Origin of the sequence: Prosthecobacter debontii (assembly GCF_900167535.1) — a bacterium.
GTDB classification, from domain to species: domain Bacteria; phylum Verrucomicrobiota; class Verrucomicrobiia; order Verrucomicrobiales; family Verrucomicrobiaceae; genus Prosthecobacter; species Prosthecobacter debontii.
The window spans coordinates 406,942-429,215 of record NZ_FUYE01000001.1 but is presented as its reverse complement, the minus strand read 5'-3'; the positions used below and the strand labels follow the sequence as shown (position 1 = coordinate 429,215).

Sequence of the window (22,274 nt, the reverse complement as noted above, 5' to 3'; positions counted from 1 at the left end):
CCCGAGGATTGATCATCTGGATTAGCCATGATAGACAATCCCATTAAATGGCTTTTCCCCCACGCCTCACGTTTCTCCTTTTTTCCCTCACGCTCGCATCGGCACATCTCCATGCAGATGAGGCCCCACGTTTCACCATCAGCCAAGTGGGTTTGCATTTCATTTGCACCGCTGATGGCCAGCCCGATCGATATAGCTGGCGCATTCCGATCCCAGACTCTGAGGGAGAGCAGCGTGATTACAAATTTCCAGAGATCAGCGACAGCGAACTTGAGAGTTATGCCACTGCGACGACTCCAATCGTCAGCGGGGGGCGAACGGCCCTGAAAGTGCGCGAAGAAAATCTCAGCGGTTTCTACATCGCCCACAGTTATGCCTATGGTTTTACCACCGAGGCTAATCTAACTAACGTTGACGCGATTCATTGGAGGAATGGCACCCCACAGCCCGATGGTTTCACACCCGCTCCAGGCATGATCAAAGAGCGGTATTACTCCAACTTTCCACCTCTGAGCCAACCCAATTGGGCGGGCCGTTATGGGACGATTGGCATCCCAACATCCGCGGGCTCATCCAACTATGCCCGTTATTATCGTCTGCATCCTGGTTATGACTGGAAAAACTGGAACTGGACCTTGGATCTAGACACACCGCTGGCTGTGACTGAAAAACGACTTCAGGCCTTACTTTATCTGGACCTCCACACCCCACCCAGCACGAATCCTGATTTGAATTACGACTTAACGTTCGTCATTTCTCAAGCCGACCTCAATAGCGTTGTGGTCAATAACAGAAACGTTTTCTGGAACAGTGGCAGCTCAGTGGTCTTGAAAACCCAAAAAAAGATCTTTCAAACGGCTGGCACGCTTGAGATAGGCGGCTTTTCCCCCGCGCAAAAAATCTTCATCGGGAGAGGGCTAGACACTTTGGGATTCCAGCCTCAAGACGCGTCGTATGACATACGCAATCCATCCATTCCCACATATCGGCGAAACAATTTAGATTTGGCCTCCAGTTTTTTCACCGCCCATCGAGATAGCTTGTTGTCCTTTTCATCCGGTCTCATCACCATCCGGATCTACGATACTCACGATTGGATCAATGCACTGCCGATTCAGACCGTCCAATTCCGCCTTCCTAATGGCCAAGCACCACCTCCCGACTTGGTGACCACCGGATCTTACCAGGTTAACTACCTCACTCCCACGGGTAGCCTTTATAACCATCCTGCTGTGCAAGCTCCGCGCTGGTGGGGCTTTCACCGAGATGGCGTCCTTGGACGCCGCAACGATATGGGTGCCTACGTCTATCAAGACGATCCATTGAGGAAGTCGATCCGAGGCCGCACTTACGAGTGGTCTTACACTACGTTAAGCTCGCCATTGAATGCGTTGGATCCACGCACCTCCAGCCAGCGCCTCCCCGGCGGAAGAGCCCTCATTTACGGTTATGATGCCGTTCAATACCCTGACGTGGAGCAAACGGCACATGCAACGCTGCTCGAAGATCCGCTCAAACGCATCGAGTATGCAGGGCCGCACTATGACCGTCCTGTTCATTACGGCACCGACACAGTACGCACGATCGCCAGTCGCAATTCGCTGATTCCAAAAACGAACGTTCCAGAAACGGATTGGGTGCCTCATCCTGACTACAACGATGCCAATGCACACCTCGCTTATGGCATCGGTTTTGATCTGCCTGAAATCACTCAAGACCCCATTGATCATGAGCTCGAACCTCATGTGCCTCACACCCTTTCCGTCGCGGTGAAAAGCACGACTGCTCCGACTTATCAATGGCGTAAAAATAGTGAAGACATCCCCGATGCTACGGGTGCTACCTACACCCTGAGCGCGCCCAATAAACTGGATGAAGGCATCTACGATGTCATTGTGACCACCGATGGCGGCAGTGTGACATCAGGAGAGGCTGTGCTCACGTTTAAAGACCCTGCGATTGTTAGCCACCCCGAAGATCAATCGGCTAAAATCGGTAGCACGGTGACTCTGTCAGTCACAGCCGAAGGCACCGATCTCACCTATCAATGGCGCAAAGACGGGCGGGATATACCCAAGGCGACTGGCCCTGCTCTCAAGCTGACCAAACTCAAAGCGATGGATCAGGGCGTCTATGATGTGGTGGTCAAAAGCCGCTATGACACAGCCATCTCTGAACAGTCAGAACTGCGCGTTTATTCGGACCTGGCCATTCTCCAACAACCGGTCGGGGGTAAAGTGCGTGAGGGGGATGACTTCGTCCTCTCCGTCAAAGCAACCGGTCCAGAGCCCTTGATCTATCGCTGGTATTGGTATCACTTCCCGATCGTAGGAGGCAGCAGTGAACGTTTAGTCATCACCGCCAATGCTGAGTCGGCAGGTGAATACAGAGTGCAGATCGAAGATGGTGACTCGAATCTGATCTGGTCGAAGCCTGTGCGAGTCGAAGTCATTGGCAGCGGCCCTGTCATCACCAGCCAACCTCAGAATCAAACGATCGAACCCGATGCCAACTTGAACTTGAGCGTCGTCGCCACAGGCGAAGCCCTGACTTATCAGTGGCGCAAGAATGGCACGGCCCTGCCTAAGGCCACCCAAGCCAACCTAACTATCTCTGCAACCCAAAAAAGCGATGAAGGCCGCTATGATTGTGTGGTGAAAAATGCCCATGGAGCCACGCTCTCTCAGACCGCCTGGGTGCAAATCGGCACTGAACTGGAATTCAGTCTCCACCCCGTGGATCAGACCCTCCCCTCTGGTGAAACCGCCAGCTTCAGTGCGTTGGTCGAAGGCGAAGATGTGACCTACCAGTGGTCCTACAATGGCAAGCCTCTCTCGGGCGCTATCTACAGCACGTTAAATCTGCCTAACGTCACACAGGCCCAATCGGGGCGCTACAGCGTCTTGGCTAAAAAGGGCGACAAAGCGGGGACAGCTTCCGCCTCTCTGCAGGTTCTCGAATCTGGAGTGCTGATCTATAAAATGACAGGCACGGGCCTCATGCACCAGCAAGAGACTCCGCAACGCGTGACACTTGCAGGTTTCTTGCTGGTGGACCGTCGTGGCGAGTCCCCGAAAGCCGTCTTTATCCTTACCCGCAAAGAAGGCCGCCTGAACCTTTTTGAAGTGCAGCCACTGGAGCTTGGGTTTGCCATCACCTCCGCCGGAACCCAGACCGTGTTCAGCGAGATGGCCGATACCCTACCAGATTCCCGGTCCTGCCTCTGGCTGCAAGGCGCAAGCAGCGTGAATAACCTCACGAAAACGAGTTCGATTTTCGCGCCTAAAACCCTCACGGGCAGTCATCAGCGCCTCAGCTTGGAAGGCAGCGATCAGGTGATCGAATCCATAACCCTGAAAGCCGCACTGGATGCAGCCGACACTTTCATCTCCTGCCAGAACCATGAAACCTTAGACCAGACCATCCAGCGAATCAGCGCAGACTGGCAGTCGAAAGGTTATATTGAAGTCAGCTCGCCCAACTGAGCGCTGAGTCCCTAACATGAGCTCAGGGGATTGGAAAGGCCCCTGGACTCATGGGAACGACATTCCTCAATTCCGGTCGAGCTGGTAACGCTTGCGCTTGCGATAGAGCGTGGCGGCATCGATGCCGAGGACCTCGGCGGCTTCCTGGAGGGAATCGGTGATGTCCATCACACGGCGGATGTGCTCGCACTCCAGCTTTTCAATGCTGATGCGCTGCCCCACCTCGACGTCGTGATCGTAACCGTTGAGACTATTCACCACTGTGGCCTCAGGCAGGTCGCGCGGGAGGATTTCTTCCCCTTCGGCCAGGATGACGGCGCGTTCGATCGCGTTGCGCAGTTCGCGAATGTTGCCAGGCCAGGAGTGAGTGCGGAGGGCGATGAGTGCCGTGGGGCTGAAGCGGCGCACGCGACGGCGGAATTGGTCGGCAAAGAATTTCAAGAAGTTCTCTGCACAGGCCATGAGATCCTCCGGGCGCTCCCGCAGCGGAGGCATGGAGGCGGAGATGACGTTGAGGCGATAGAAGAGGTCTTCACGGAAGCGCCCCTCCGCCACCCAGTGCTTCAGATCGCGATTGGTGGCGGCAATGACGCGGACATTGGCCTTACGAGGCACGGTTTCTCCCAGGCGTTCATACTCGCGCTCTTGCAGCAGGCGCAGGAGCTTGGGCTGGATCTCCAGAGGGAGTTCACCGATTTCATCCAGGAAGAGGGTGCCGCCTTCGGCCGCTTTCACCTTGCCCCAGGTATCCCGTAGAGCTCCGGTGAAGGAGCCTTTGACATGACCGAAGAGATCACTCTCCAGCAACTCACGGGAGAGGCTGGGGCAGCTGACCGTGACGAAGGGCTTGTCCCGGAAGGGGCTCTGATCATGAATAGCGCGGGCGATCATGCTCTTCCCCGTGCCGCTCTCTCCCAGGATCAAAATGGAGGCCTGGGTATCTGCCGCCCGGAAAAGGACATCGAGCTGGCGCTGAAGTCCGGGATTCTTGGAAGCGACCTGAGGCGGAGGCGTATGGGTGCGCACCTCGGAGGTCAGTTCCTCGACTTTGCGCTCCAGATTACGCAGGGTGGTGATGCGCTTCAGGGCCTGGCGGAGTTGATCCGGGCTGAAGGGCTTTTCCAGAAAGTCCACGGCGCCCAGCCGGGTGGCTTCCACGGCATTCGGGATGGTTGCATTGGCCGTGAAGATGACCACATGCACGTCGGGATGGTCACGACGGATGGTCTCGAGAATGTGCAGGCCATTTTCCTCACCGAGGTAGAGGTCCAGCAACACGAGATCGAAAGATGTTTCTTTGAGACTTTGGAGGGCGACGGTGCCGTTCTCGGCGGTTTCAACATAATGACCGGCAGCATCCAGGGCCAGGCTGGTGGCGCGGCGGATGCTGGCTTCGTCGTCAACAATAAGGATGTCCATAACGGGGGGTGTGTGAAAGTTTAAAAAAGAGAACTGAGTCGGGCTTAGGCGGGGGTGGTTTCAGAGGCCACAAGGGGGAAGCTGAGACGAGCCTTGCAGCCCTGTGCCTCCGTGCGATTTTCGATGCTGAGCCCGGCTCCCATCCGGGTGGCTCCACGTTTGGCGATGGCAAGGCCGAGACCTGTCGAGGATTCTCCGCCGGTGGGGCGTGCGCTCAGGCGGGTGTAGTCCTGAAAGATGCGGGCAAGGTCGCTCTCGGTGAAACCTGGTCCTTCATCTTCAATGTCGATGTGCAGAAAATTTCCTTCCGCATGCAATTGGCAGGCGATGTGGCTGCCAAGTGGCGAAAATTTCACCGCGTTGCTGATGAGATTATCAATGATCTGTCGCACAGTCATGATATCCCCACTTGTGAGCAAAGGTATCTCAGGAGCGGCGACTGAAATTGTGGTATTTTTGCGCTTGGCTGTAGGATGCCAGGAAGCCAACATTTCCTTGATCTGATCCGTGGAGATTTGGACGAGAGTTCCCCGTGCTTGCTCCGCCTCCTGAGCGCGATGGCTGAGAAAGCGCTCGATGAACTTCAGCATCTGATCGGATGTGTTGATGATGTGATTGGTGAGCTCACTGGCGGTATCCGTGCGGTCTGGAGGAAGCTCCATGAGGGTCTGGGCACTGAAGCGGATCGCCCCGAGGGGATTTTTGAGATCATGGGCCACCATGCTGACGATGCTCTCACGTTCGCGCATGATGCGGGCGGTGGTCTCGCGGGCACGCTGGAGATCCACCTGCGTGCGCACCCGGGCGAGCAACTCGGCTTTGTTAAAGGGCTTGGTGATGTAATCCACCCCGCCTGCCTCCAGACCGCGCACGACGGTCTCCGTATCGTTTGCAGCGGAGACGAAGATCACCGGTAGATTGGCTGTATTCGGATTCTCACGCAGGCGTTTGCAGACGGCAAAACCGTCCATCTCCGGCATCACCACATCCATCAGCACGAGGTCAGGCACACGGGCGGCCACGCGCTGCAGGGCCTGCACCCCACTCGTGGCAGGGATGACCTCATAGCCCTCCCGGGTGAGCACGGTGCCCACCACCTGGATGTTTTGCATCTGATCATCCACCACCAGCACGACGCCGCGCACGGTGGTTTCAGAGTTCAAAGGATCGGAAGCATCGTCAATCATGGGGTGCGAAAGTTAGGCTGACTTGACGCCGGTGATGCGGCGAGAGAAGGCGGGGAAATCCCGCAGCAGGCGCTCCACCTGCTCCACCTCAAAGGCCTCAGCGGCGGTGAAGAGGGCGCTGGCGTAGCGTGCGAGAGGCGGACAATCATGCCGTGCCGCCTCCTGGTGAAGATGATGCCCAAAGGTGCCGATCTCGAGCATGGGAACGGTATCCAGAAAGCGTTGCACATCCCCCTCCTCCAGAGCCTTCAGACGCGGGGCCAGCCCCGGCCAGGAAGCTGTGGTGCTGGCGTCCAGAGACTCCATCACCGTCGTCGGCACATTCAGCGGTTCAGGCTCGTGCTCACGCGGTGTGGTAAAGCGCATCGTGGAGTGCCCGAGCACATTTTCCAGTTCCTTGTATAACTGCTTTTGATAAAACGGCTTGCGCAGATAGCCATCGAACATCTCTGCCAGCTTGGCACTCTCGGCCGGCATGGACGAGGCTGTCTGCGCAATCACAGGAATGGCTGCCGTGCGGTCATCTTCCTTCAGGATTTGACGAGCCCACTTGCCATCCATGCGCGGCATGCGGATGTCCATGAGGATCACATCCGGCTTGGCCGAGCGGGCCAGATCCAGCGCCTCCATGCCATCCTGCGCGAACAACATCTCATGATGACTGCCATGCAGATACCCGGCGATGAGCTCGCGGTTCGTCGCATTGTCATCCACCACCAGGATGGTGGCCGGGCGTAGCTGATTGAAATTCGCCGTGTGTTCACTGGGCGGGTCATTGGGAGCTTGAGAGGGAGGGAGTCCAGGGAGAATGACGGTGAAGACGCTGCCTTTCCCGAGCTCACTGTTGACGCTGATCTCCCCATCCATGAGCTCCACCAAACGCCGCGTGATGCTGAGCCCCAAGCCTGTGCCCTGGGCCCCGCTGCGGCTCTGGGTGCTGACCTGCTCAAAGGCGGAGAAGATGCGCTCCAGATCATCGGCCGCGATACCAACCCCGGTATCCGAAACTTGGATCTGGAGGGTGCAGGCTTCGCCGGGCTTTGGCGTGCCTAGGGTACTGACATGAACTTTGACTCGGCCTTTGTGCGTGAACTTCACCGCATTGCTGGTGAGGTTCAGTAAGATTTGACGTAAACGCAGGGCATCCACCATGAGCATGGCAGGGACTTGGCGCTCCACCTTGGCCTCCAGTGCCAGTCCTTTATCTTCCGCCAGTTTTTTCACCACCACGGCCACGCCTTCCACGATCTCTTTCACACTCGCGGGTTCAGGCCGCAGGGAGAGCTTACCAGACTCGATGCGTGAGATGTCCAGGATGTCATTGATCAAATCCAGGAGAGAGCGGCCGCTGCTCTGGATGGCCCGCAGATAACCACGGGCGCGTTCATCCCTGACAAGGCCGCCTAACAAATCGGCAAAACCGATGATGGCATTCATCGGGGTGCGGATCTCATGACTCATGTTGGCCAGGAAGCGGGATTTCTGGCTGTCGGCTTCGATGGCTCGCTCCTTTTCCACCTCCAGCTCGATGGCGCGCATGGCGGAGCGGTGGCTGCGCTGAAGCATGATGAAACTCACCATGGCCGTGATGACGGCAAGCACGATACCGCCGATGCCGGTGACATTCATGGTCTGGAGCACCTTGCGCAGTTGGTTCTCACGACCGGCATGCAGGCTGCGCTCGGTCAGGATGCCTTGATCCAGCATGTGCTGCATCTGCTCGGCCACGCCCTGACTGTTGCTAATGATCTGACGCAGGGGCTGATCCGCGTCTCCTCCCGTCGCTGTATCGGCCAGCTGCTGCTGGTAATCCAGATGCTTCTCCACAAGCGCGGTCAGTTCTGGAAGAATCTTTTGTTGATCAGCATTATCCGCGGTCTGCTTACGTAGTCGTGCCAGCACGGCGGTAGCTTGTTGACGGGCTCTTTCCAGAGGCTTGAGCAACTCCACCTGGCGGGTCATGGCATAACCACGAGTGGAGGACTCCACCTCGGTCACGATGGCGCGGAGGCGCAGATATTCACCAATCACCTCATTCGTATGAGTCACCAATTCACTGCCCTCCTCAGCCAAGCGGCCACTGCGCACCACCGTGCCCATGACGAGCAGGAGCAGCAGCGTAGTGAAGATAAGAAACAGACCGTGCCAGGAGCGGAGCATGCAGGCTAAGAGGGGGGTATCTGAAACCAAAAACCTGCCTGGGGCTTGATCCACCAGGCAGGAGAATGGGCTGGGGGTCAGACTTAATTTTCGACAGCTTCCTTCACACTTTCCTCGATATCACGACCTGCTTTTTCGACATCCTCCACGACATCGAGCACTTTTTCGCCTGGGCGGCGGTCGAGAGCATCATCGATTTTATCGCTGATCTTCTCACTCATGGAGGGATCTGGGTTCAGGCTCACCGTTTTGTCGCGGCAGCTGACAAGCGTGAGTGTAAGACCGACCAGGAGGGCGAGAATCGCGCCGAAAGCCGTCTGGATGCGTTGTTGAACAGGAGTCATAGGGGGAAGTGGTTGAAGGGGGCTGATCATTTCATCAGGGCAAGGATGCCTGTGAGAATGAGATAAATGGCCACCACGTAGTTCAGGAGCTGGGGAAAGATCAGCACGCAGATACCGGCGACGATGGACATGATTGGGGTCAAGTTGGCACTCATGAGGAGATCGGGGGAAGAGGGGTTGTTATCATTGAGAGGAGGTCAGAGCCGTGGGCTCATGGCATGTTGGCCTGCACGCGGTCGGCACCTCGTTCGATGGTATTGCCCACTTTCTGGACATCGCGGCCCAGGCCTCGGGTGGTATTGCAACTGCTGAGGAAAGAAGTGGTCAGAATCAGCATTCCAAAGACGAAAACAAACAGGGCCAGTTTTTGAGCGATGGTTTCGTCTTGGGAAGCGGAAGTGACAGCAGGGGAATCTTGAATGGTTTTCATGGGTGGAAGGGGGTATGAGTTTTGGAAGTCAAACACAGAGGCTTTGCAGCCTTCACTCCTCCCTCTAGTGCAGAGCCCCTGCCAAGGCCCTTCACGACATCTTAACCCATTGATAACCAGAGCCTTACACTCTCTCGCTCCATCTTTGATCTTAGGTTTTTCAGGCTTTATGCACGATACATTAACATACCCGACTTGCAGTCTGCAATAGCGCTCAATGTAAAGGCGCAAGAAGACATAGCATCCCCGATCTGGAACTGCATAACGCCCGTTTTTCCGTGTTTAGCCCCCGTCTCTGCTCACAAAGCGCCGACCACGCGATCGATGAAGTAGAGCTTTTTCAAGACTTCACCGCTACACACAAAGGGATAAGCATCTGGCTGGCCCATGCTGCGCGTGAGTTCATTCACGAGGGTCGTGAGAGCGACCCAGCGGCCCATACGCTCGCCAAACGCCTGCATCTCTGGCGTGGGGGTCTGGCCCTCACCACATAGGATGGAGGTGTCGATCTTCGGGCGCGGGATGTTACTCTGGCATTGAGCCGCCTCGGCCGTCTCCAGCGTGTCACGCATATGCAGCCAGTGTGCCCAGGTTTCTGCCCAATCTTCCCAGGGATGACAGGCGGCATAGGAGCTGATATGGCCAGTCTCCCAACCTAGAGGGGCGCCCTCCGCGTAATTGCGCTGGAGAGCCGCTGAATAATCCTGGGTATCATCCCCGAAGAGCGTGCGAAACTCCGTGAGCCAGAGGCCGTCGCGAATGAGCATGTCCCAGTAATAGTGGCCTGACTCATGGCGGAAGTGCCCGAGCAAGGAACGATACGGCTCCTTCATCTGCAGGCGATTCCGCTCCCGCACATCATCATCGGCCTCCATCACATTCAGGGTAATGACCCCATTTTGGTGGCCGGTCAGCACTGGCGGCTGGCCAGGCACATCCTCTAGAAAGTCGAAAACCAGGGGGAAGGGCGGCTGCAAGCGCGCCTGCGGTCCCCACAGCTTCAGATCCAGGAGCGTGTAAAGCAGCCGCCGCTTGGCCGTTTCGAGCTTGATCCAGCGCTCTGGGTTTTCCGGTTTGGAGAGATCAGGGATCACCCTCGTGGTGGTGCAGCCGGCGCAGAGGGTCACGGTCGGGTCCGTTTCCAGTGGGATGAGCCAGTTGCAGGCGCAAACGTTGAGGTTGGCACAGTAGCGGAAACGGGGGGCCGCAGGGGGCTTTGGCGTGCGGCGGAAGAGTCCGCGTTTCTTCGGCATGGGGATGACCACGGCATCCTCCAATGTGCCCTCTGGAGTCAGATTCATAGACCTCATCTCGAGTGTCTGAGGATCAAAACCCACGGCCCGACCGCAGGAGATGCAGACGCTATTGTTAAAGAAAACGGGCTGACCGCAAACACAGGTGTAGGTTCTCATGAAACGAGGGTGTCGGGTGATTTGCCCGACGGGTAAAGTCATCACAAGCCATATCGTCGTGACGCGACGAATGAGGCCTCATTTTTTTTAGTTTTTCCGCCATCCTCTTCATTCGCGACAGGGCGGTCCAGCCGCAGGGCCTCGGTGAGGCGCTCCCGGGCCGCTTCAGTGGTCGTGACCACCCAGGAGGCACCGGTTTCTAAAGTGCTTTCCGCCGTCTGTCCGCCCCATCGGGCTAGCAGGATCTGCAGCTCAGGGAAGCGATGGCGGAGGCGTTTGCACAGGATCTGGGCCTGACTGCTCACTCCGGGAGGCACGGCGCTGATGCAGACGAGGCGCGGCTGCAGGCGCTCCACCTGCTCAATCACTTCTGAGACGAGGGCCGATTTCGGAATGGACTCCCACTTCAAAAACCCAGGGGCGAGGCGGCGCTCCAGCCAACGTAGCGCGATGGCGTCTGCGGAGGCGTCAAAGCTCCGGCAGAGCAATAGAGGACGGGTTTCAGAGGGTGGAGGCTCAAGGAGGTCCTCCCCATTCGGCTCAGCTTCATCCGCTAACTCCGACAAGGTGCCGAGGATCGATTCTGTCTCCTCCCGATTCAGCCTGCCCGCCAGCATTTCTCGCCTCACCTGCACGGCCGCTGGGAGCAGCACCTGATCGATCGTCGGCTCGGCTCCCCGCTCACGGACAGAGTTCTGCACAAAGCTCTCCGCCTCTTCCACATCCCCCACCAAGAGCCGCTGAAAGACCAAGAGGGAGGGTTGGACCTGGGGCTTTTCCCCCATGAGCACCTCCACAAAGTGCATCTCGGGAATGTATTTGCAAAACACCACCAAACACACCGTCAGAGGCGTGGCCAAAAGCAGCCCGACAGAGCCCCACACCCAAGTCCAGAAAAGGATGGCGATCAGCAAAGCGATGTCTGACACTCCAGCACTGTGTCCATATAGCATCGGCTCCAGGATCATATTGGTAAGCAGCTCCAGCGAGGCGATGAGAGTGATGACGAACAAGGGTTGCGTCCAGCCATCAAAGACCACCAAGCTGAGCGCCGTGGGCAAGATCGCCGCAATCCAGGGACCGATGTAAGGCACGAACCGAAAAATGGCAGCTAAGGCCCCCCATAACACGACGTAAGGCAGCCCGATGAGCCAAAAACCCAAACCGAGCATCAGACCATAGACCGTATTGATCAGCGTCTGCATGAGCAGATACCGGCTCACTCGAGAGGCAGCTTCATCCAGCGCCCGGGTGGTGGTGGTGAGGCGGCTGTAGCCTACCAGATGGATCACCCGGTTTCGTAAATCCTGCTGGCGCAGCAGCATGAAGATGACAAAGACCACCACCACCGCCGCTGTGCCCAAACTATCCGCCAGCAGCGCCCCGGCTGACATGACCGTCTCCTGAAGCTTGTTGGTCGAACGCTCGATAAAAACGGGGGGCTCCGCAGGCGCGCTGCTAACTCCAGGGTCCGGCTGGCTAGCCTGTCCCGAGACATCTCGGGCGAGATCGGACAAGCGCTCCAATACGCGGTTATTCCCCACCTCACGCAGGCTGGAAATCCGCTGCTGGATGGTGGTGCGGTAGCTCGGCAGTTCCTCCGCGAGGTCTCGTAATTGCAAGCCCAGTGCCCAAAACACGCTGCCTAGAAAGGAGAACGAAAGCAAGGTGACCGTAATCACCGCCAGCGTGCAACTGAATCGAAGCCGGTGTTTGAAGAACGAAACAACCGGCGTCAAAAGAAAGGTCAAAAGTGCCGCCATGGCCAGCGGCATGAGAAACTCTCGACCCCACCATAGCATCGCCACGGTGAGAGCCACCGTGGCGAGCCGGATCAGAGGGATCAGATGAAGCTGAAGCGCTTCCATGGGGGTAGAGTTCCAGACGACGTGCGAGACGGGTCTGGCGGGTGGAGATCAACGACGCTGGCTGCTGCTGCCGCTGGAGAGCAATAAGCCAAACAGCAGGCCTACGCCGACGGCGACCCCCAGGAATTCATAGGGCCGATTGTGCACGACCTTATTCAATTGCGAAGCATTACGACGAATCTGACGCTCGATCTCATGGCTGGCTTCACCAGCATAATCGGCGATGCCGGAGAGGCGTTCTTTGATCTGGCCCGTGTAGGCCTGGGAATCTTGGCCGAGGCTATCAAGGATGCCTTTGGCTTCATCGGAGATGGTGCGCAGACTGTGCTGAAAGCGCTCGGTGGTATTCAAGGGTTTGCGTTTAAAAAGCAGGCTCATGGAAGTAGAGGAGTTGAATGTTGAAGGATTGAACGGACGAAATAAAATCTGTTAGGCCGATCAAATCGGACGACGTCCCTGGATGAGACGGACAAGGATACTGACCACGGCCAGCACCAGCAGAATGTGGATGAATCCGCTGAGGGTGTAGCTGGTGACGAGACCCAACAGCCAGAGGACGAGAAGAATGACAGCGACGGTGTATAACATAATATTTGTTAGTTGGAGGTTACGTTGAAAAGAGGATTGCGCTGAGATCAGCGACGCATGTAAAGCCCCACGAAGACTCCGCCCAGCGCGGCATAAGCGAGCGCACGCAGAGGGTTTTCCTGGGCAAAATTGCGCAGACGATCCAGGTTCTGATTCGCGTCCTGCACCACCTTATGGGTGCAGCCATCGATACGAGTGCGGGCCTCCTCGCGGAGGTTGTTCAGATCTTGCTTCACGGCAGCGCCGAGAGCGCGGAAGTCATTGGCCGTATCATGCAGGACTGCTTCAGTGCGGGGTGTGGGAGTCATGGTAAAAAGGAAGGGATGGACGTTAAGATTTCAGATAAAAGCTCGCCCCGAACACAGTCAGGGCGATCAGCGCCACCACCCAAACCAACACCGACGCACTCCCGGCAACTCCGCTCACAGCTGCTGTCATCGCTAATAAAACGATGGCCGCAGAAATGACGCGAAGGTGCAGGTTGGGAGTACTTGGATCGGTGCTGATCATAGCGGGTAAGGTGCGAGACACTCTTTCGCAGAGGCAGTGCCACCGTTTCCGAACACCCTAAACTACTGACAACCAACGATTTAAACTCACCCACAGAATTAACGTTGAGTGCTTAAACGGCTGCTTCCTTGCAAAGCACCAGGAAAAATCATGCAGTTCGCACAATCTAAAAATCAAAAAGCCGCTCCTGAGAGCGGCTTGTCCAAGCATTGAGGGTGATTCCCTTCCTAACCAATTATAAGGATGCTGTCATAGGAGTTTTCAGACTCTGCAAGGTGGCTTGATAAACCTTGGCCTGGATATCCTCCACCATGTGTCGCACATGCGGCCAGCGGATGCGATCCCGCATGATCTCCATGCTGCGGGCATAGGATCCCCAATGCAGGACCTCGATGTCCACATGCCGCACGCCCCAGTCATCCATCATGTTTTGGTTAGGCTTATAAAGATCGATCGTGCCCGTGCCTACCAGCGCACTGCCATAGTCATCCACCTCATACACCACATCGGGCTGACCCGCGATGCGGAACCGAGTGCCAACCGGGTAGCGGGACCAATCCGCCGCTGCACTGCGGATGCTGCCAAACTGCAACGGCGTGCCGAGGGCCGTTTTCATGCCGTAGGCCAGATGGTCCGCCTCATCATGACAGTAGGCCGTGGTCCGCACATTCATGTAGCTACCCGGCTTCTGGGTCGCCGCCAGCAGGGGTGGGCGCGGCTGTTCCATGACGAAGTAGTAGCGCTTCATCTCTTTGGGGCGGAAGGGTACCCCTGCCGCCAAGGCCTTGCGCACTTCATAGCGCACGCCGGGCTGCAAAGGGGCACCTTCTTTCGGCTGCGGGCTGGCCCAACCAATCGCCTCCAAGGGGGAAAGTGCACAGGACGAAAGGGAAAGTGACGCGGCGGTCACCGAAAGAGCCACCGAACAACGGAGCAGGCGGGTTGTGTTCATGATGGTAATTATGGAGTTAGTAAATTATACGGATTATTTTAAGAATCCGCAATATAAAAACTATAACCACCGTGATTTTAAAGAGGGCGAAAAATAAGGGATCCCTGAAATCCGCCAAGTTCGGAGTTTCCCACTCTCCGCCGATTCCCCCCCTCACACCTCTTCCACCGGCTGGATCGGCGGCGCGGCCTGACTGCGCCCGATGCGGCCGCTGTAGAGGTCCATCGTCCGGCGCGCCAGGATATCAATGATGGCCGGCTGGAGCGTGCGTGCGGCCACGTTGGAGACCGCCACACCCGCCCACACCATCGGGGACTTGTATTTGAGCACCTGCCATACGGGCAGCAGGCGCTTATACCACTTCCCAGCCGTCTGCACGGCCTCATGATTGGCGATCTTATGCGTCATCTCCCAGGTCTTCACCGCCGTGCTGGCGCTGACATCCACGAGACGACCGATGGAGCGGTTTTGCAGGAAATTGGACAGGTCCAGCGCCGCCAGATGCACCGCCCTGCTAAACTGGCTCAGTCCCGGTGCCAGCAGCGGTTCTGGATGCTGCGGGTAGTAGATCCGCGCGATCTCCCGCACGAGCTGCGGCACCTCATCCACCAGCGGCGGCAGCCACTCCGGGTTCACCCGCTTCTGCCAGCGGAGACGGTTTTTACATGCCTCCACCGCTTGCAGCGCCTCCTGATCCTTAGGCCCATTCAGGTCCCCGGCATGTTCGGCAATCTCACGCTGAGCCGCCTTCACCCCCATCACGAAACGGAAAGCCATATACAGCAGCCACGTGGCGGTGCCGCAGATGAAACCTGCCAGGAAAGTGAGGAGGTAAGTCATAGCATGTCACGTCGTCACATCGCTCTCATGGATATCGCATTGGCCCCATCCACAGGCCCCACCTCAACCTCCAAAGATGGCTACATCTCCAGGAAGTTCTTCAGGAGCTTCTTCCCCTCCTGAGTCAGGATGGACTCGGGGTGAAACTGCACGCCATGAATGGGCAGTTCCTTATGCTTCAGGCCCATGATCTCACTCTCATCATCGTCTGCCACAGCTGTGATCTCCAGGCACTTCGGCAGCGTGTCCCGCTTCACCAGCAGCGAGTGATACCGCGTGGCGGTGAAAGGCTGCGGCAGATCTTTAAAGACCGACTGGCCCTGATGCCGAATCACCGAGGTCTTCCCATGCATGAGACGCCCCGCGCGCACCACATCGCCGCCGAAAACATGGCCGATGCTCTGGTGCCCCAGACACACCCCGAGGATCGGCGTGCTCTGGCCAAAGGTCTTGATCACATCACAACTGATCCCCGCCTCCTTTGGCGTGCAGGGGCCGGGAGACACGCAGATGTGATCCGGCTTTAGCTTGGCAATCTCCTCCAGCGTGATCTGATCATTGCGATGGATCTGCATGGTCGCCCCCATCTCCCCGAAATACTGGACGAGGTTGTAGGTAAAGGAGTCGTAGTTGTCGATGATCAGCAGCATGGCTTTGCTGAAACCATCCGCGCATCCCCTGGAATTGCAAGGGGCGGCCTCAGATTGAGAGCCTCCTTTCCCCAGGGTATACGTTACCTCGACAACTACCTCCCCTCACAGCATCCCGCTCTCCCGAAAGCTGAAATACGGCTGTCCCCTGCCCTCTGCTGGCAGACCGATGATGAGGTGATCCAGGAAGGTGAGGCCCAGGATCTCCGCGCCTTCCCGCAGCTTCTTCGTGAAGACCTTATCCGCCTCACTGGGTCGAGGATCCCCTGAGGGATGATTGTGAGCGATGGCAAACCCATAGGCCTTATGGACAATCGCCCGCTGCAGGATCTCACGGGGGTGAGCCACACTCTCATTCACACTGCCACGGAAGACCTCCTCATCCCGCAGCAGATGCAGCCGAGTATTCACCAGCAGCACCCGTACCGATTCATGCCCCAGGCACTGCATCTCCGCCGCCAGATACCGGTAGATCAGTTCCGGGGCATTCAGCGGCGTCTCCTTCACCCACTCCCGCTCCGCTCGTTTCCCCAGCTCAAACGCCGCCGCTAAATGAGCCGCCTTTGCCGGACCCAGCGCCCGACTTGCCGCCAGCTCCGCCGGGCTCGTGCGCGAGAGCTGCCTCAGGGTGCCCACCTCCCGCAGTAGACGCTGCGCCACCTGAATCGCATTTTCCCCTTTCGTGCCCGTATTGATGAAGATCGCCAGCAATTCCGCATCCGTCAGGACCCCGGCCCCCAGTCTCAACAGACGTTCACGTGGACGGTCCTCCTCGGGCAAATCGTGGATGCGATGCGACATGTCTCAACTAGGCTGAAGTCTTATCCTCAGCAACGCAAAAAATTCGCAGACACACTCCTGCTGGCGCGTTTATAGCCGCGTCCGTTCTTTCCCCCGCCGCATGCTGAAAAGCCTCCACACCGGTCTCCTCCTACCCTTGCTGCTCCTCCTGGGCCTGCAGGACGTGCTCCCGCTGCTGGCCAGCAGCTTTGACCTCCGCACCTTCGCCGATGAAACCCTCACCGGCTTCCGCCACATCCTGCCGGAGGGGCTGGATCACATGGCCTTCATCCTCGGCCTCTTCTTCCTCTCCCGGGAACTCCCCACCCTGCTCCTCCAGACCACGCTCTTCACCGCCGCGCACTCCTTCGTACTCGGCCTCGTCGTCTTCACCGGTCTGCACATCCCCGTGCATTGGGTCGAGCTCGGCGTCGGCCTCAGCATCGCCCTGCTCGGGCTGGAGGGTCTGCGCCCCGCCCTGCTCCAGCGCTGGCGCCCGCTCATGATCCTCGCCTTTGGCGGCATCCACGGCCTCGCCTTCGCTCACAGCCTCGTCCAGGCTGAGAACATCCGGCGCAGCCCCCTCTCCGCCCTCTTCGGGTTCAATCTCGGCGTCGAGCTCGGCCAGCTCACCCTCATCCTCGCCCTCGTCCTACTCTTCAGCCCCTGGTGGCAGCGCACCTGGTATCATCCACGCGTGCGTCAGCCCGCCCTCGCCCTCATCACCCTCTCCGGCCTCCACTGGGCCTGGGCTAGGTGGTGAACGCTAACGAACGTGAAAATCCCACAAAGCACGCCCGGTTGGATTCGAACCAACGACCATCGGATTAGAAATCCGGTGCTCTAATCCACTGAGCTACGGGCGCTTTTGCTGTGATTTACAAGGGATGCACGAGCGGCACAAGCGGCTTTTGAAGTGTTTATACACCAGTTAAAAACACTTCGTGAGGAAGACTGCAAAACCGTCCCCAACACGTGGTGCACCCAAAAACTCAGCATCAATGCCGTCATGAATCCAGCGGGTATTATGCCCGCTTTTACATCGACGGCAAGTCTTGTAAGCCAAGCGGTCTATCTCAGGGCGTCGCCTTATTCTTTTTCGACAGCCTCCATTCCCTGGGAGGAATTGGGGTTGGATCGTTCCAGAGATGCGTTTGCATCTAAAATATCGAGCCGGCGTCTTGTCACTCGCGACGCAAAACCGCCGCTTCCTACATGGCCGGTGCTCTCCTCGGCATCTACTCTTTATCCCTCAGAAACCAGTTTTAAAACACACCCCGGTGAAACCCTATCGTAGAATTCAGAATAGTCAGAAAAAAGTCATTTTCTACGAACACGGTTTCTTTCCATTGGATCACATTTTGCAGCCGAGGGGGCAGTTTCATCAAAATTAACAATGCTATAAATTTATTCTTGAAATCAAGTTACAATCATCCTCGCCGCTTCTGCGGAAAACATCATACATTCAGGCCAAATTTAAACAAATAACTTCATGCCAGAAAGATATTTACTTTACAAGGGATTCGAGTCTGGATTCAACAACGATCTGATGTCTTTGGAACTTGCAGTCGGGATAGCCTGGGTAACTAAGCGAATCCTTATCTATTACGGCACAGCTGGCCCCAATCAACATCCTACTTATTGCCGGGGCGGCAGGTATGAATTTATCCCTGAAAGCCGGAGAAATATAATCAATAATACAGTAAGGCCTAACATCCTAGACTTGGTTGATCATGTACCTGTTCCGTGCATGATACTATCGGAATTTAAAACGACTACTGCTGGCAAACATCTGGAAACAACCGATTGTGCGGCGCACCTACACGAATCTGTTTTCTGTCCGCTGATGGATTTCGAGGAGCCTGAACGCAAGAAACTATTGGAGAATTTTTCAGAAGAACGGACATGGCTGGTTGATCCGAAGAGTGAAATATTTCACTTAGGAAATGTGAACCTAGGTTATTATTCCCGGTTTTTTTTGATCCACCATCTGGGTTCCATTCCGTAATGGAACACATAAAAATGAAGGATCCTTACAATGACCTTGCGGATAAGATCGCCCAATCCTTGAAAACATTCTGTGCTATTCATGTCCGCTTGACCGACTTTCGAGGGTTCCAGCCCAGATCGGAAGAAAAATATAAGAGGGACATCATCGATACCCTGCAGTCTATTTTTAAGCCAGAGGAGTTTCTTGTCATATCTACCGATGAACCTGAAAATACTTTGTTTTTCAGCGAGATTTTGGATTCATTTCCCAACCACATCTTCTTGGACGAGTTCATTGTGAAAAACCATTCAGACGGATTTTCCAATCTTCCATTCACAGATGAAACCACTTTCGGTCTCATCTGTAATTTAGTCCTGCAGCGTTCGGAGCAGTTCGCAGGGACTCCAGGGAGCAGTTATACCGCCATGATTCACAGGGGAAGGCTACGCCACAGATTATCTACTCAGATGAATGGCTCCACGGACGATGTAACGTCAGAGTTCAAATTTATTAGCAATGGATTTGACGACAGACCCATTCCTTTCAATCGGGGAGTTTACCTCGAGACAAGGGAGGGACCTTTTAGCTGGAACCGCACCGAGTTACCCATTTCGACTGGATGGAAGTCATGGTATCGGGAATGGCCTGAGTCGGTGAAGCCTGTGATCTAATTTGTCAGATAGCCACCCTCTGAGTTACCGGAGCTTCATCATGACTCAATGATCGCGGAACATGAACCATAGATCCGTCGGATTGTCCTGGATAAATCTCAATCGCATGTCGAGATCCACCGAAATTGAATGCAAATCCGATTCGCTACGCTCTCCAACAACTCGCCCTGACAGTATCCCTGCGTGACTCAGCTTGGGTAACCAAGATGTCAATTCAGATCGGTGATTGTTGAGATGACCAAAAAAGACAAAATCCAAATCTTGGTCGGTGAAGCAAGCTGCATTCACCTGAGTTGCGGAAACGAGCTCTTGACGAAGCTCACGCTCTAACAAATGAATGGTTTTATAAACATTGTTTTCAAACACACTCAAAACAGACAAAGGAGAATAATGAGTCAGCGTATGCTCTAGAAGGTCGTGATTTGCATTCAATAAAACACCTTTTCCCTTCAATCCCATTCTTCCCAAAAAAAGCCCCAGTTGGGAAAGGCTTCCAATCTCAGGCAAATCGACTCCAGCCGGATGCCAGATGGAGATCATGCCCTTCCTGATCCGATCTAAAAACCACGCCGCCTCTTTCAACGGTTGGTGGCCGTTTCTGGCAAGTGTGACTCTTCCCTGCTCATAATAATGATGGTCCATCGCGGGATTGAAAAAATCGAATCCGTGAATCCATACGGCATAACCCGAGTTCAGAAGGTGATTGATCACAAGAACTCCACTGGATAGGTAGGCTTGGAGCTCAGAAACGGTCTGATTGAACGTCTCAAGAGAGACACTATCGTGTTCTCGTGGATCGCTTTGAAACTTCCGCCAGTCGTTTTCGCTTGCCTTAGAAAAATGGATATGGGTTCCAAGGAGATTGATCTTCTGCCCCAGCTGACGGACGCCAATATTTCCGCATGACGATCAAATGTCTGTTCGACTCCCTACGAATCGTTCAAGCCTCTGAATTCTGCATCGGTTGAAGCGAACAATGATGCCGTTGAACTGATCAATCAGTTCTCCATATCTGTCGGAGCAAATAGCGCTTGGACCATTTCCTATGACCAAAGTCTGCGGTTTCGATAAAAGCGCATTGTCTCTAGTGATGGGAATCGAACTCATATTGAAAAATCGAGAAATCGTCTCGATAGACCCTTTGCATCAGGTCATGAATTCTCGCAGCGAGTCCGTCACGATCATCAAGCCTCGGAGATGGGTTTAACTTAAGGAGCGGTTGATAATCAAAGCCCAATCGAGTTGATATCTCTAGCCAAGCCTCGTCCAGCTTCTCGAACCTGAAGACTGAGTCGACTAAGATCCGGCCATCCCCATCGCAGATAAATTTTTTTTGAGGAAGAAAGTGCACAATTCGATCAAGGACGGCAGGATCGCTGAGCGCTTTGTCGATGAAGGATTGGATATCGCCACATTCATGAACGACTCGATTGGCTAAACCTTCATTGATGGGCCGACTGATCAAGTAAGAATAGGCGGATAGAAATCTGTCAACCGGGTGACGAACCACAGAAAATTTGTAATAGGTCTCAAAATGATCAGGATACGCCCTCCGGTAACCCACTGCCGTCGTATGACCCCCGCAGATACTGAGACTGTCGTATTTAAGCAAGGTGTTCTCAATGGATGTTCCCGCCGCTTTAGGCACATGCACAAACATGGCTTTTAGGTCGTGGTAAATCTGAGGGTTGGGATAGACCATAGCCTTAAAAAGAAGTTAATAACTCTACAAAGGATAAACAATTTTTTTCAGCCATCCCTTCGATTGGCTGACGGGCCATAGAACCAAAATAGATGGCTCTCTCTCCGCGTGGAATTCCACCGCTTTACAGCCATCTCCAGCCTGTGCCTCGACGCTACCAGGAGTCGCATCATAACGATAAATCACATTACCCTGCGCATCTTCGACACCGATATAGAGGAATTTTAGATCGTCACATTGGCTCACATCCTCCCCCTTCCATTGCAGGTTCAGTCGATGAATCTTCATGAAACCCTCATCCCAACTGCTATCGTCAACATAAGTGTTTGGTGGATTCACGCCGCTCAGAGTATCGCGCTGCAGGCGCCGACCGGCAAAATCAATACCAGCGTATCGCATGTAGTCCTCGTGCGTTCGGATGGTGCCCAGTCCATAGACTCCCAAGTTCTCCTCATTTTCCTCCTCCCTGAGTAATTTCCGAAGTCGCCTCTTGCTGAGAGTGTCGCGCTTCCACCACTCCGTTGTCACGCCTTGAGGCACGGCTTTCGTGATGTGATCATCCCAATGCTTGGTCCTGCCAGTACGGGTATACTCGTGCCACACCACATTCCTGTGAGGATGGTAGAGGTCATAACCCATTGTATAAGAGCGGATGCTAAGGCTAATTTCATCTCCAGCAAAATAGATGTTAGGATCGTATAAATACTCTTCACAATGAGAACCCAGAGTGAAGAAATAATGTCCAGAAACGAATCGTGCAGGTATTGGTCTATCAAGATCCTGCCAGCCCCCGATATGATGAGGGCGAAATAGAATTGTGCCAGATGGAGTAAATTTCTCTGCCACCATCTTCGACGGTGGTTGCTGGATTTTTATATTCTGCGTCGGATCATACATGCCGGCATAAGTCGTGACGATGGGTTTTTGGCTCCCGCATGTCGCGAGCGACTCGATCAGGAATTCATCCCAATGTTCGGCGAATCGATGATGGGAATCCAACTGAAGCGTGTAGGTCTCACCTTCATACAACTTTTGAATTTTGGACCGCGCCCAGCCTAGGCCCTGACTCTCTACCCAATGGACTCGTTCAATGCGAAATCGTTTGTCATCTTGAAATTCAGAGATCGAGTGATCATCGAGGTCTGTCTGCCAACAAATGCCAAATCTTAAATCGTTGGGATACTTCGCCGTGGCAAGACAGTCTTGAATCGTCGGCAATAACTCTGGATCACGGTAAGCTGCAATCTGAACAAAAATCATAATGCGGTGGTGTAGAGTAAAAACTC

Annotated in this window: 23 protein-coding genes and 1 tRNA gene; 4 read left to right on the top strand and 20 right to left on the bottom strand. The window is 55.2% G+C overall.

Annotated elements, in window-relative coordinates; genetic code table 11:
* Positions 1-47: 47 nt before the first annotated feature.
* Complete coding sequence (locus tag B5D61_RS01790) at positions 48-3,485, top strand: immunoglobulin domain-containing protein (RefSeq protein ID WP_078811577.1); 3,438 nt, start codon at positions 48-50, stop codon at positions 3,483-3,485.
* A 66-nt stretch (positions 3,486-3,551) separates the two neighbouring features.
* On the opposite strand, the gene B5D61_RS01785 is transcribed toward B5D61_RS01790, so the two are convergent.
* From B5D61_RS01785 to radC, 16 genes are all read right to left on the bottom strand, one after another.
* Complete coding sequence (locus tag B5D61_RS01785) at positions 3,552-4,904, bottom strand: sigma-54-dependent transcriptional regulator (RefSeq protein ID WP_078811576.1); 1,353 nt, start codon at positions 4,902-4,904, stop codon at positions 3,552-3,554.
* Between the two features lie 44 nt (positions 4,905-4,948).
* Complete coding sequence (locus B5D61_RS01780; protein WP_078811575.1) at positions 4,949-6,091, bottom strand: hybrid sensor histidine kinase/response regulator; 1,143 nt, start codon at positions 6,089-6,091, stop codon at positions 4,949-4,951.
* Between the two features lie 12 nt (positions 6,092-6,103).
* A complete protein-coding gene (locus B5D61_RS01775) occupies positions 6,104-8,251 on the bottom strand; it encodes an ATP-binding protein (RefSeq protein ID WP_078811574.1) in 2,148 nt (715 codons plus the stop codon).
* 83 nt (positions 8,252-8,334) lie between these two features.
* The gene (locus B5D61_RS01770) at positions 8,335-8,595 is read right to left on the bottom strand and encodes a hypothetical protein (protein ID WP_078811573.1); all 261 of its coding nucleotides are present in this window, start codon (positions 8,593-8,595) and stop codon (positions 8,335-8,337) included.
* A gap of 26 nt (positions 8,596-8,621) precedes the next feature.
* On the bottom strand, positions 8,622-8,750 hold the full coding sequence (locus tag B5D61_RS01765) for a DUF3096 domain-containing protein (protein WP_078811572.1): 129 nt from the start codon (positions 8,748-8,750) through the stop codon (positions 8,622-8,624).
* 56 nt (positions 8,751-8,806) lie between these two features.
* Positions 8,807-9,025, bottom strand: coding sequence for an entericidin A/B family lipoprotein (locus B5D61_RS27035; RefSeq protein WP_078811571.1), 219 nt, complete (start codon positions 9,023-9,025; stop codon positions 8,807-8,809).
* Positions 9,026-9,324: 299 nt separating this feature from the next.
* Positions 9,325-10,437 carry a zinc-binding metallopeptidase family protein gene (locus tag B5D61_RS01755; protein ID WP_139373001.1) on the bottom strand — a complete coding sequence of 371 codons (1,113 nt, stop codon included), beginning with the start codon at positions 10,435-10,437 and terminating at the stop codon, positions 9,325-9,327.
* 41 nt (positions 10,438-10,478) lie between these two features.
* Positions 10,479-12,305, bottom strand: coding sequence for an AI-2E family transporter (locus B5D61_RS01750; protein WP_078811569.1), 1,827 nt, complete (start codon positions 12,303-12,305; stop codon positions 10,479-10,481).
* Between the two features lie 48 nt (positions 12,306-12,353).
* Positions 12,354-12,683, bottom strand: coding sequence for a DUF883 family protein (locus tag B5D61_RS01745; RefSeq protein WP_078811568.1), 330 nt, complete (start codon positions 12,681-12,683; stop codon positions 12,354-12,356).
* A 60-nt stretch (positions 12,684-12,743) separates the two neighbouring features.
* The gene (locus B5D61_RS25560) at positions 12,744-12,893 is read right to left on the bottom strand and encodes a lmo0937 family membrane protein (RefSeq protein WP_139373000.1); all 150 of its coding nucleotides are present in this window, start codon (positions 12,891-12,893) and stop codon (positions 12,744-12,746) included.
* 47 nt (positions 12,894-12,940) lie between these two features.
* The gene (locus tag B5D61_RS01740; RefSeq protein ID WP_078811567.1) at positions 12,941-13,201 is read right to left on the bottom strand and encodes a hypothetical protein; all 261 of its coding nucleotides are present in this window, start codon (positions 13,199-13,201) and stop codon (positions 12,941-12,943) included.
* A 22-nt stretch (positions 13,202-13,223) separates the two neighbouring features.
* Positions 13,224-13,403 (bottom strand): hypothetical protein, encoded by a 180-nt coding sequence (locus B5D61_RS01735; protein WP_078811566.1) that lies wholly within the window; start codon positions 13,401-13,403, stop codon positions 13,224-13,226.
* Between the two features lie 235 nt (positions 13,404-13,638).
* The gene (locus B5D61_RS01730; protein ID WP_078811565.1) at positions 13,639-14,355 is read right to left on the bottom strand and encodes an RlpA-like double-psi beta-barrel domain-containing protein; all 717 of its coding nucleotides are present in this window, start codon (positions 14,353-14,355) and stop codon (positions 13,639-13,641) included.
* 153 nt (positions 14,356-14,508) lie between these two features.
* The gene (locus B5D61_RS01725) at positions 14,509-15,195 is read right to left on the bottom strand and encodes a hypothetical protein (protein WP_078811564.1); all 687 of its coding nucleotides are present in this window, start codon (positions 15,193-15,195) and stop codon (positions 14,509-14,511) included.
* Positions 15,196-15,275: 80 nt separating this feature from the next.
* Complete coding sequence (locus B5D61_RS01720; protein ID WP_078811563.1) at positions 15,276-15,845, bottom strand: anthranilate synthase component II; 570 nt, start codon at positions 15,843-15,845, stop codon at positions 15,276-15,278.
* A 105-nt stretch (positions 15,846-15,950) separates the two neighbouring features.
* Positions 15,951-16,646: a RadC family protein gene (gene radC, locus B5D61_RS01715; protein ID WP_078811562.1), complete on the bottom strand. Its 696-nt coding sequence runs from the start codon at positions 16,644-16,646 to the stop codon at positions 15,951-15,953.
* Positions 16,647-16,746: 100 nt separating this feature from the next.
* Between radC and B5D61_RS01710 the strand changes: the two genes are divergently transcribed.
* On the top strand, positions 16,747-17,388 hold the full coding sequence (locus B5D61_RS01710) for a HupE/UreJ family protein (RefSeq protein WP_078811561.1): 642 nt from the start codon (positions 16,747-16,749) through the stop codon (positions 17,386-17,388).
* A 29-nt stretch (positions 17,389-17,417) separates the two neighbouring features.
* Here the strand turns inward: B5D61_RS01710 and B5D61_RS01705 are convergent.
* Positions 17,418-17,491: transfer RNA gene (locus B5D61_RS01705), tRNA-Arg, on the bottom strand.
* A gap of 626 nt (positions 17,492-18,117) precedes the next feature.
* Between B5D61_RS01705 and B5D61_RS01700 the strand changes: the two genes are divergently transcribed.
* Positions 18,118-18,633: a hypothetical protein gene (locus B5D61_RS01700; RefSeq protein ID WP_078811560.1), complete on the top strand. Its 516-nt coding sequence runs from the start codon at positions 18,118-18,120 to the stop codon at positions 18,631-18,633.
* Positions 18,633-19,286, top strand: coding sequence for an O-fucosyltransferase family protein (locus tag B5D61_RS01695; RefSeq protein WP_078811559.1), 654 nt, complete (start codon positions 18,633-18,635; stop codon positions 19,284-19,286). The genes B5D61_RS01700 and B5D61_RS01695 overlap by 1 nt, the downstream gene beginning before the upstream one ends.
* A gap of 45 nt (positions 19,287-19,331) precedes the next feature.
* Here the strand turns inward: B5D61_RS01695 and B5D61_RS01690 are convergent, their stop codons facing one another.
* The 3 genes from B5D61_RS01690 to B5D61_RS01680 all read right to left on the bottom strand — a co-directional run bounded on the left by B5D61_RS01690 (position 19,332) and on the right by B5D61_RS01680 (position 22,248).
* A complete protein-coding gene (locus B5D61_RS01690) occupies positions 19,332-19,928 on the bottom strand; it encodes a hypothetical protein (protein ID WP_078811558.1) in 597 nt (198 codons plus the stop codon).
* A 442-nt stretch (positions 19,929-20,370) separates the two neighbouring features.
* Positions 20,371-20,988 carry a sulfotransferase family 2 domain-containing protein gene (locus B5D61_RS01685; RefSeq protein WP_078811557.1) on the bottom strand — a complete coding sequence of 206 codons (618 nt, stop codon included), beginning with the start codon at positions 20,986-20,988 and terminating at the stop codon, positions 20,371-20,373.
* Between the two features lie 24 nt (positions 20,989-21,012).
* Positions 21,013-22,248 carry a GlcNAc-transferase family protein gene (locus B5D61_RS01680; RefSeq protein WP_078811556.1) on the bottom strand — a complete coding sequence of 412 codons (1,236 nt, stop codon included), beginning with the start codon at positions 22,246-22,248 and terminating at the stop codon, positions 21,013-21,015.
* Positions 22,249-22,274: the final 26 nt, after the last annotated feature.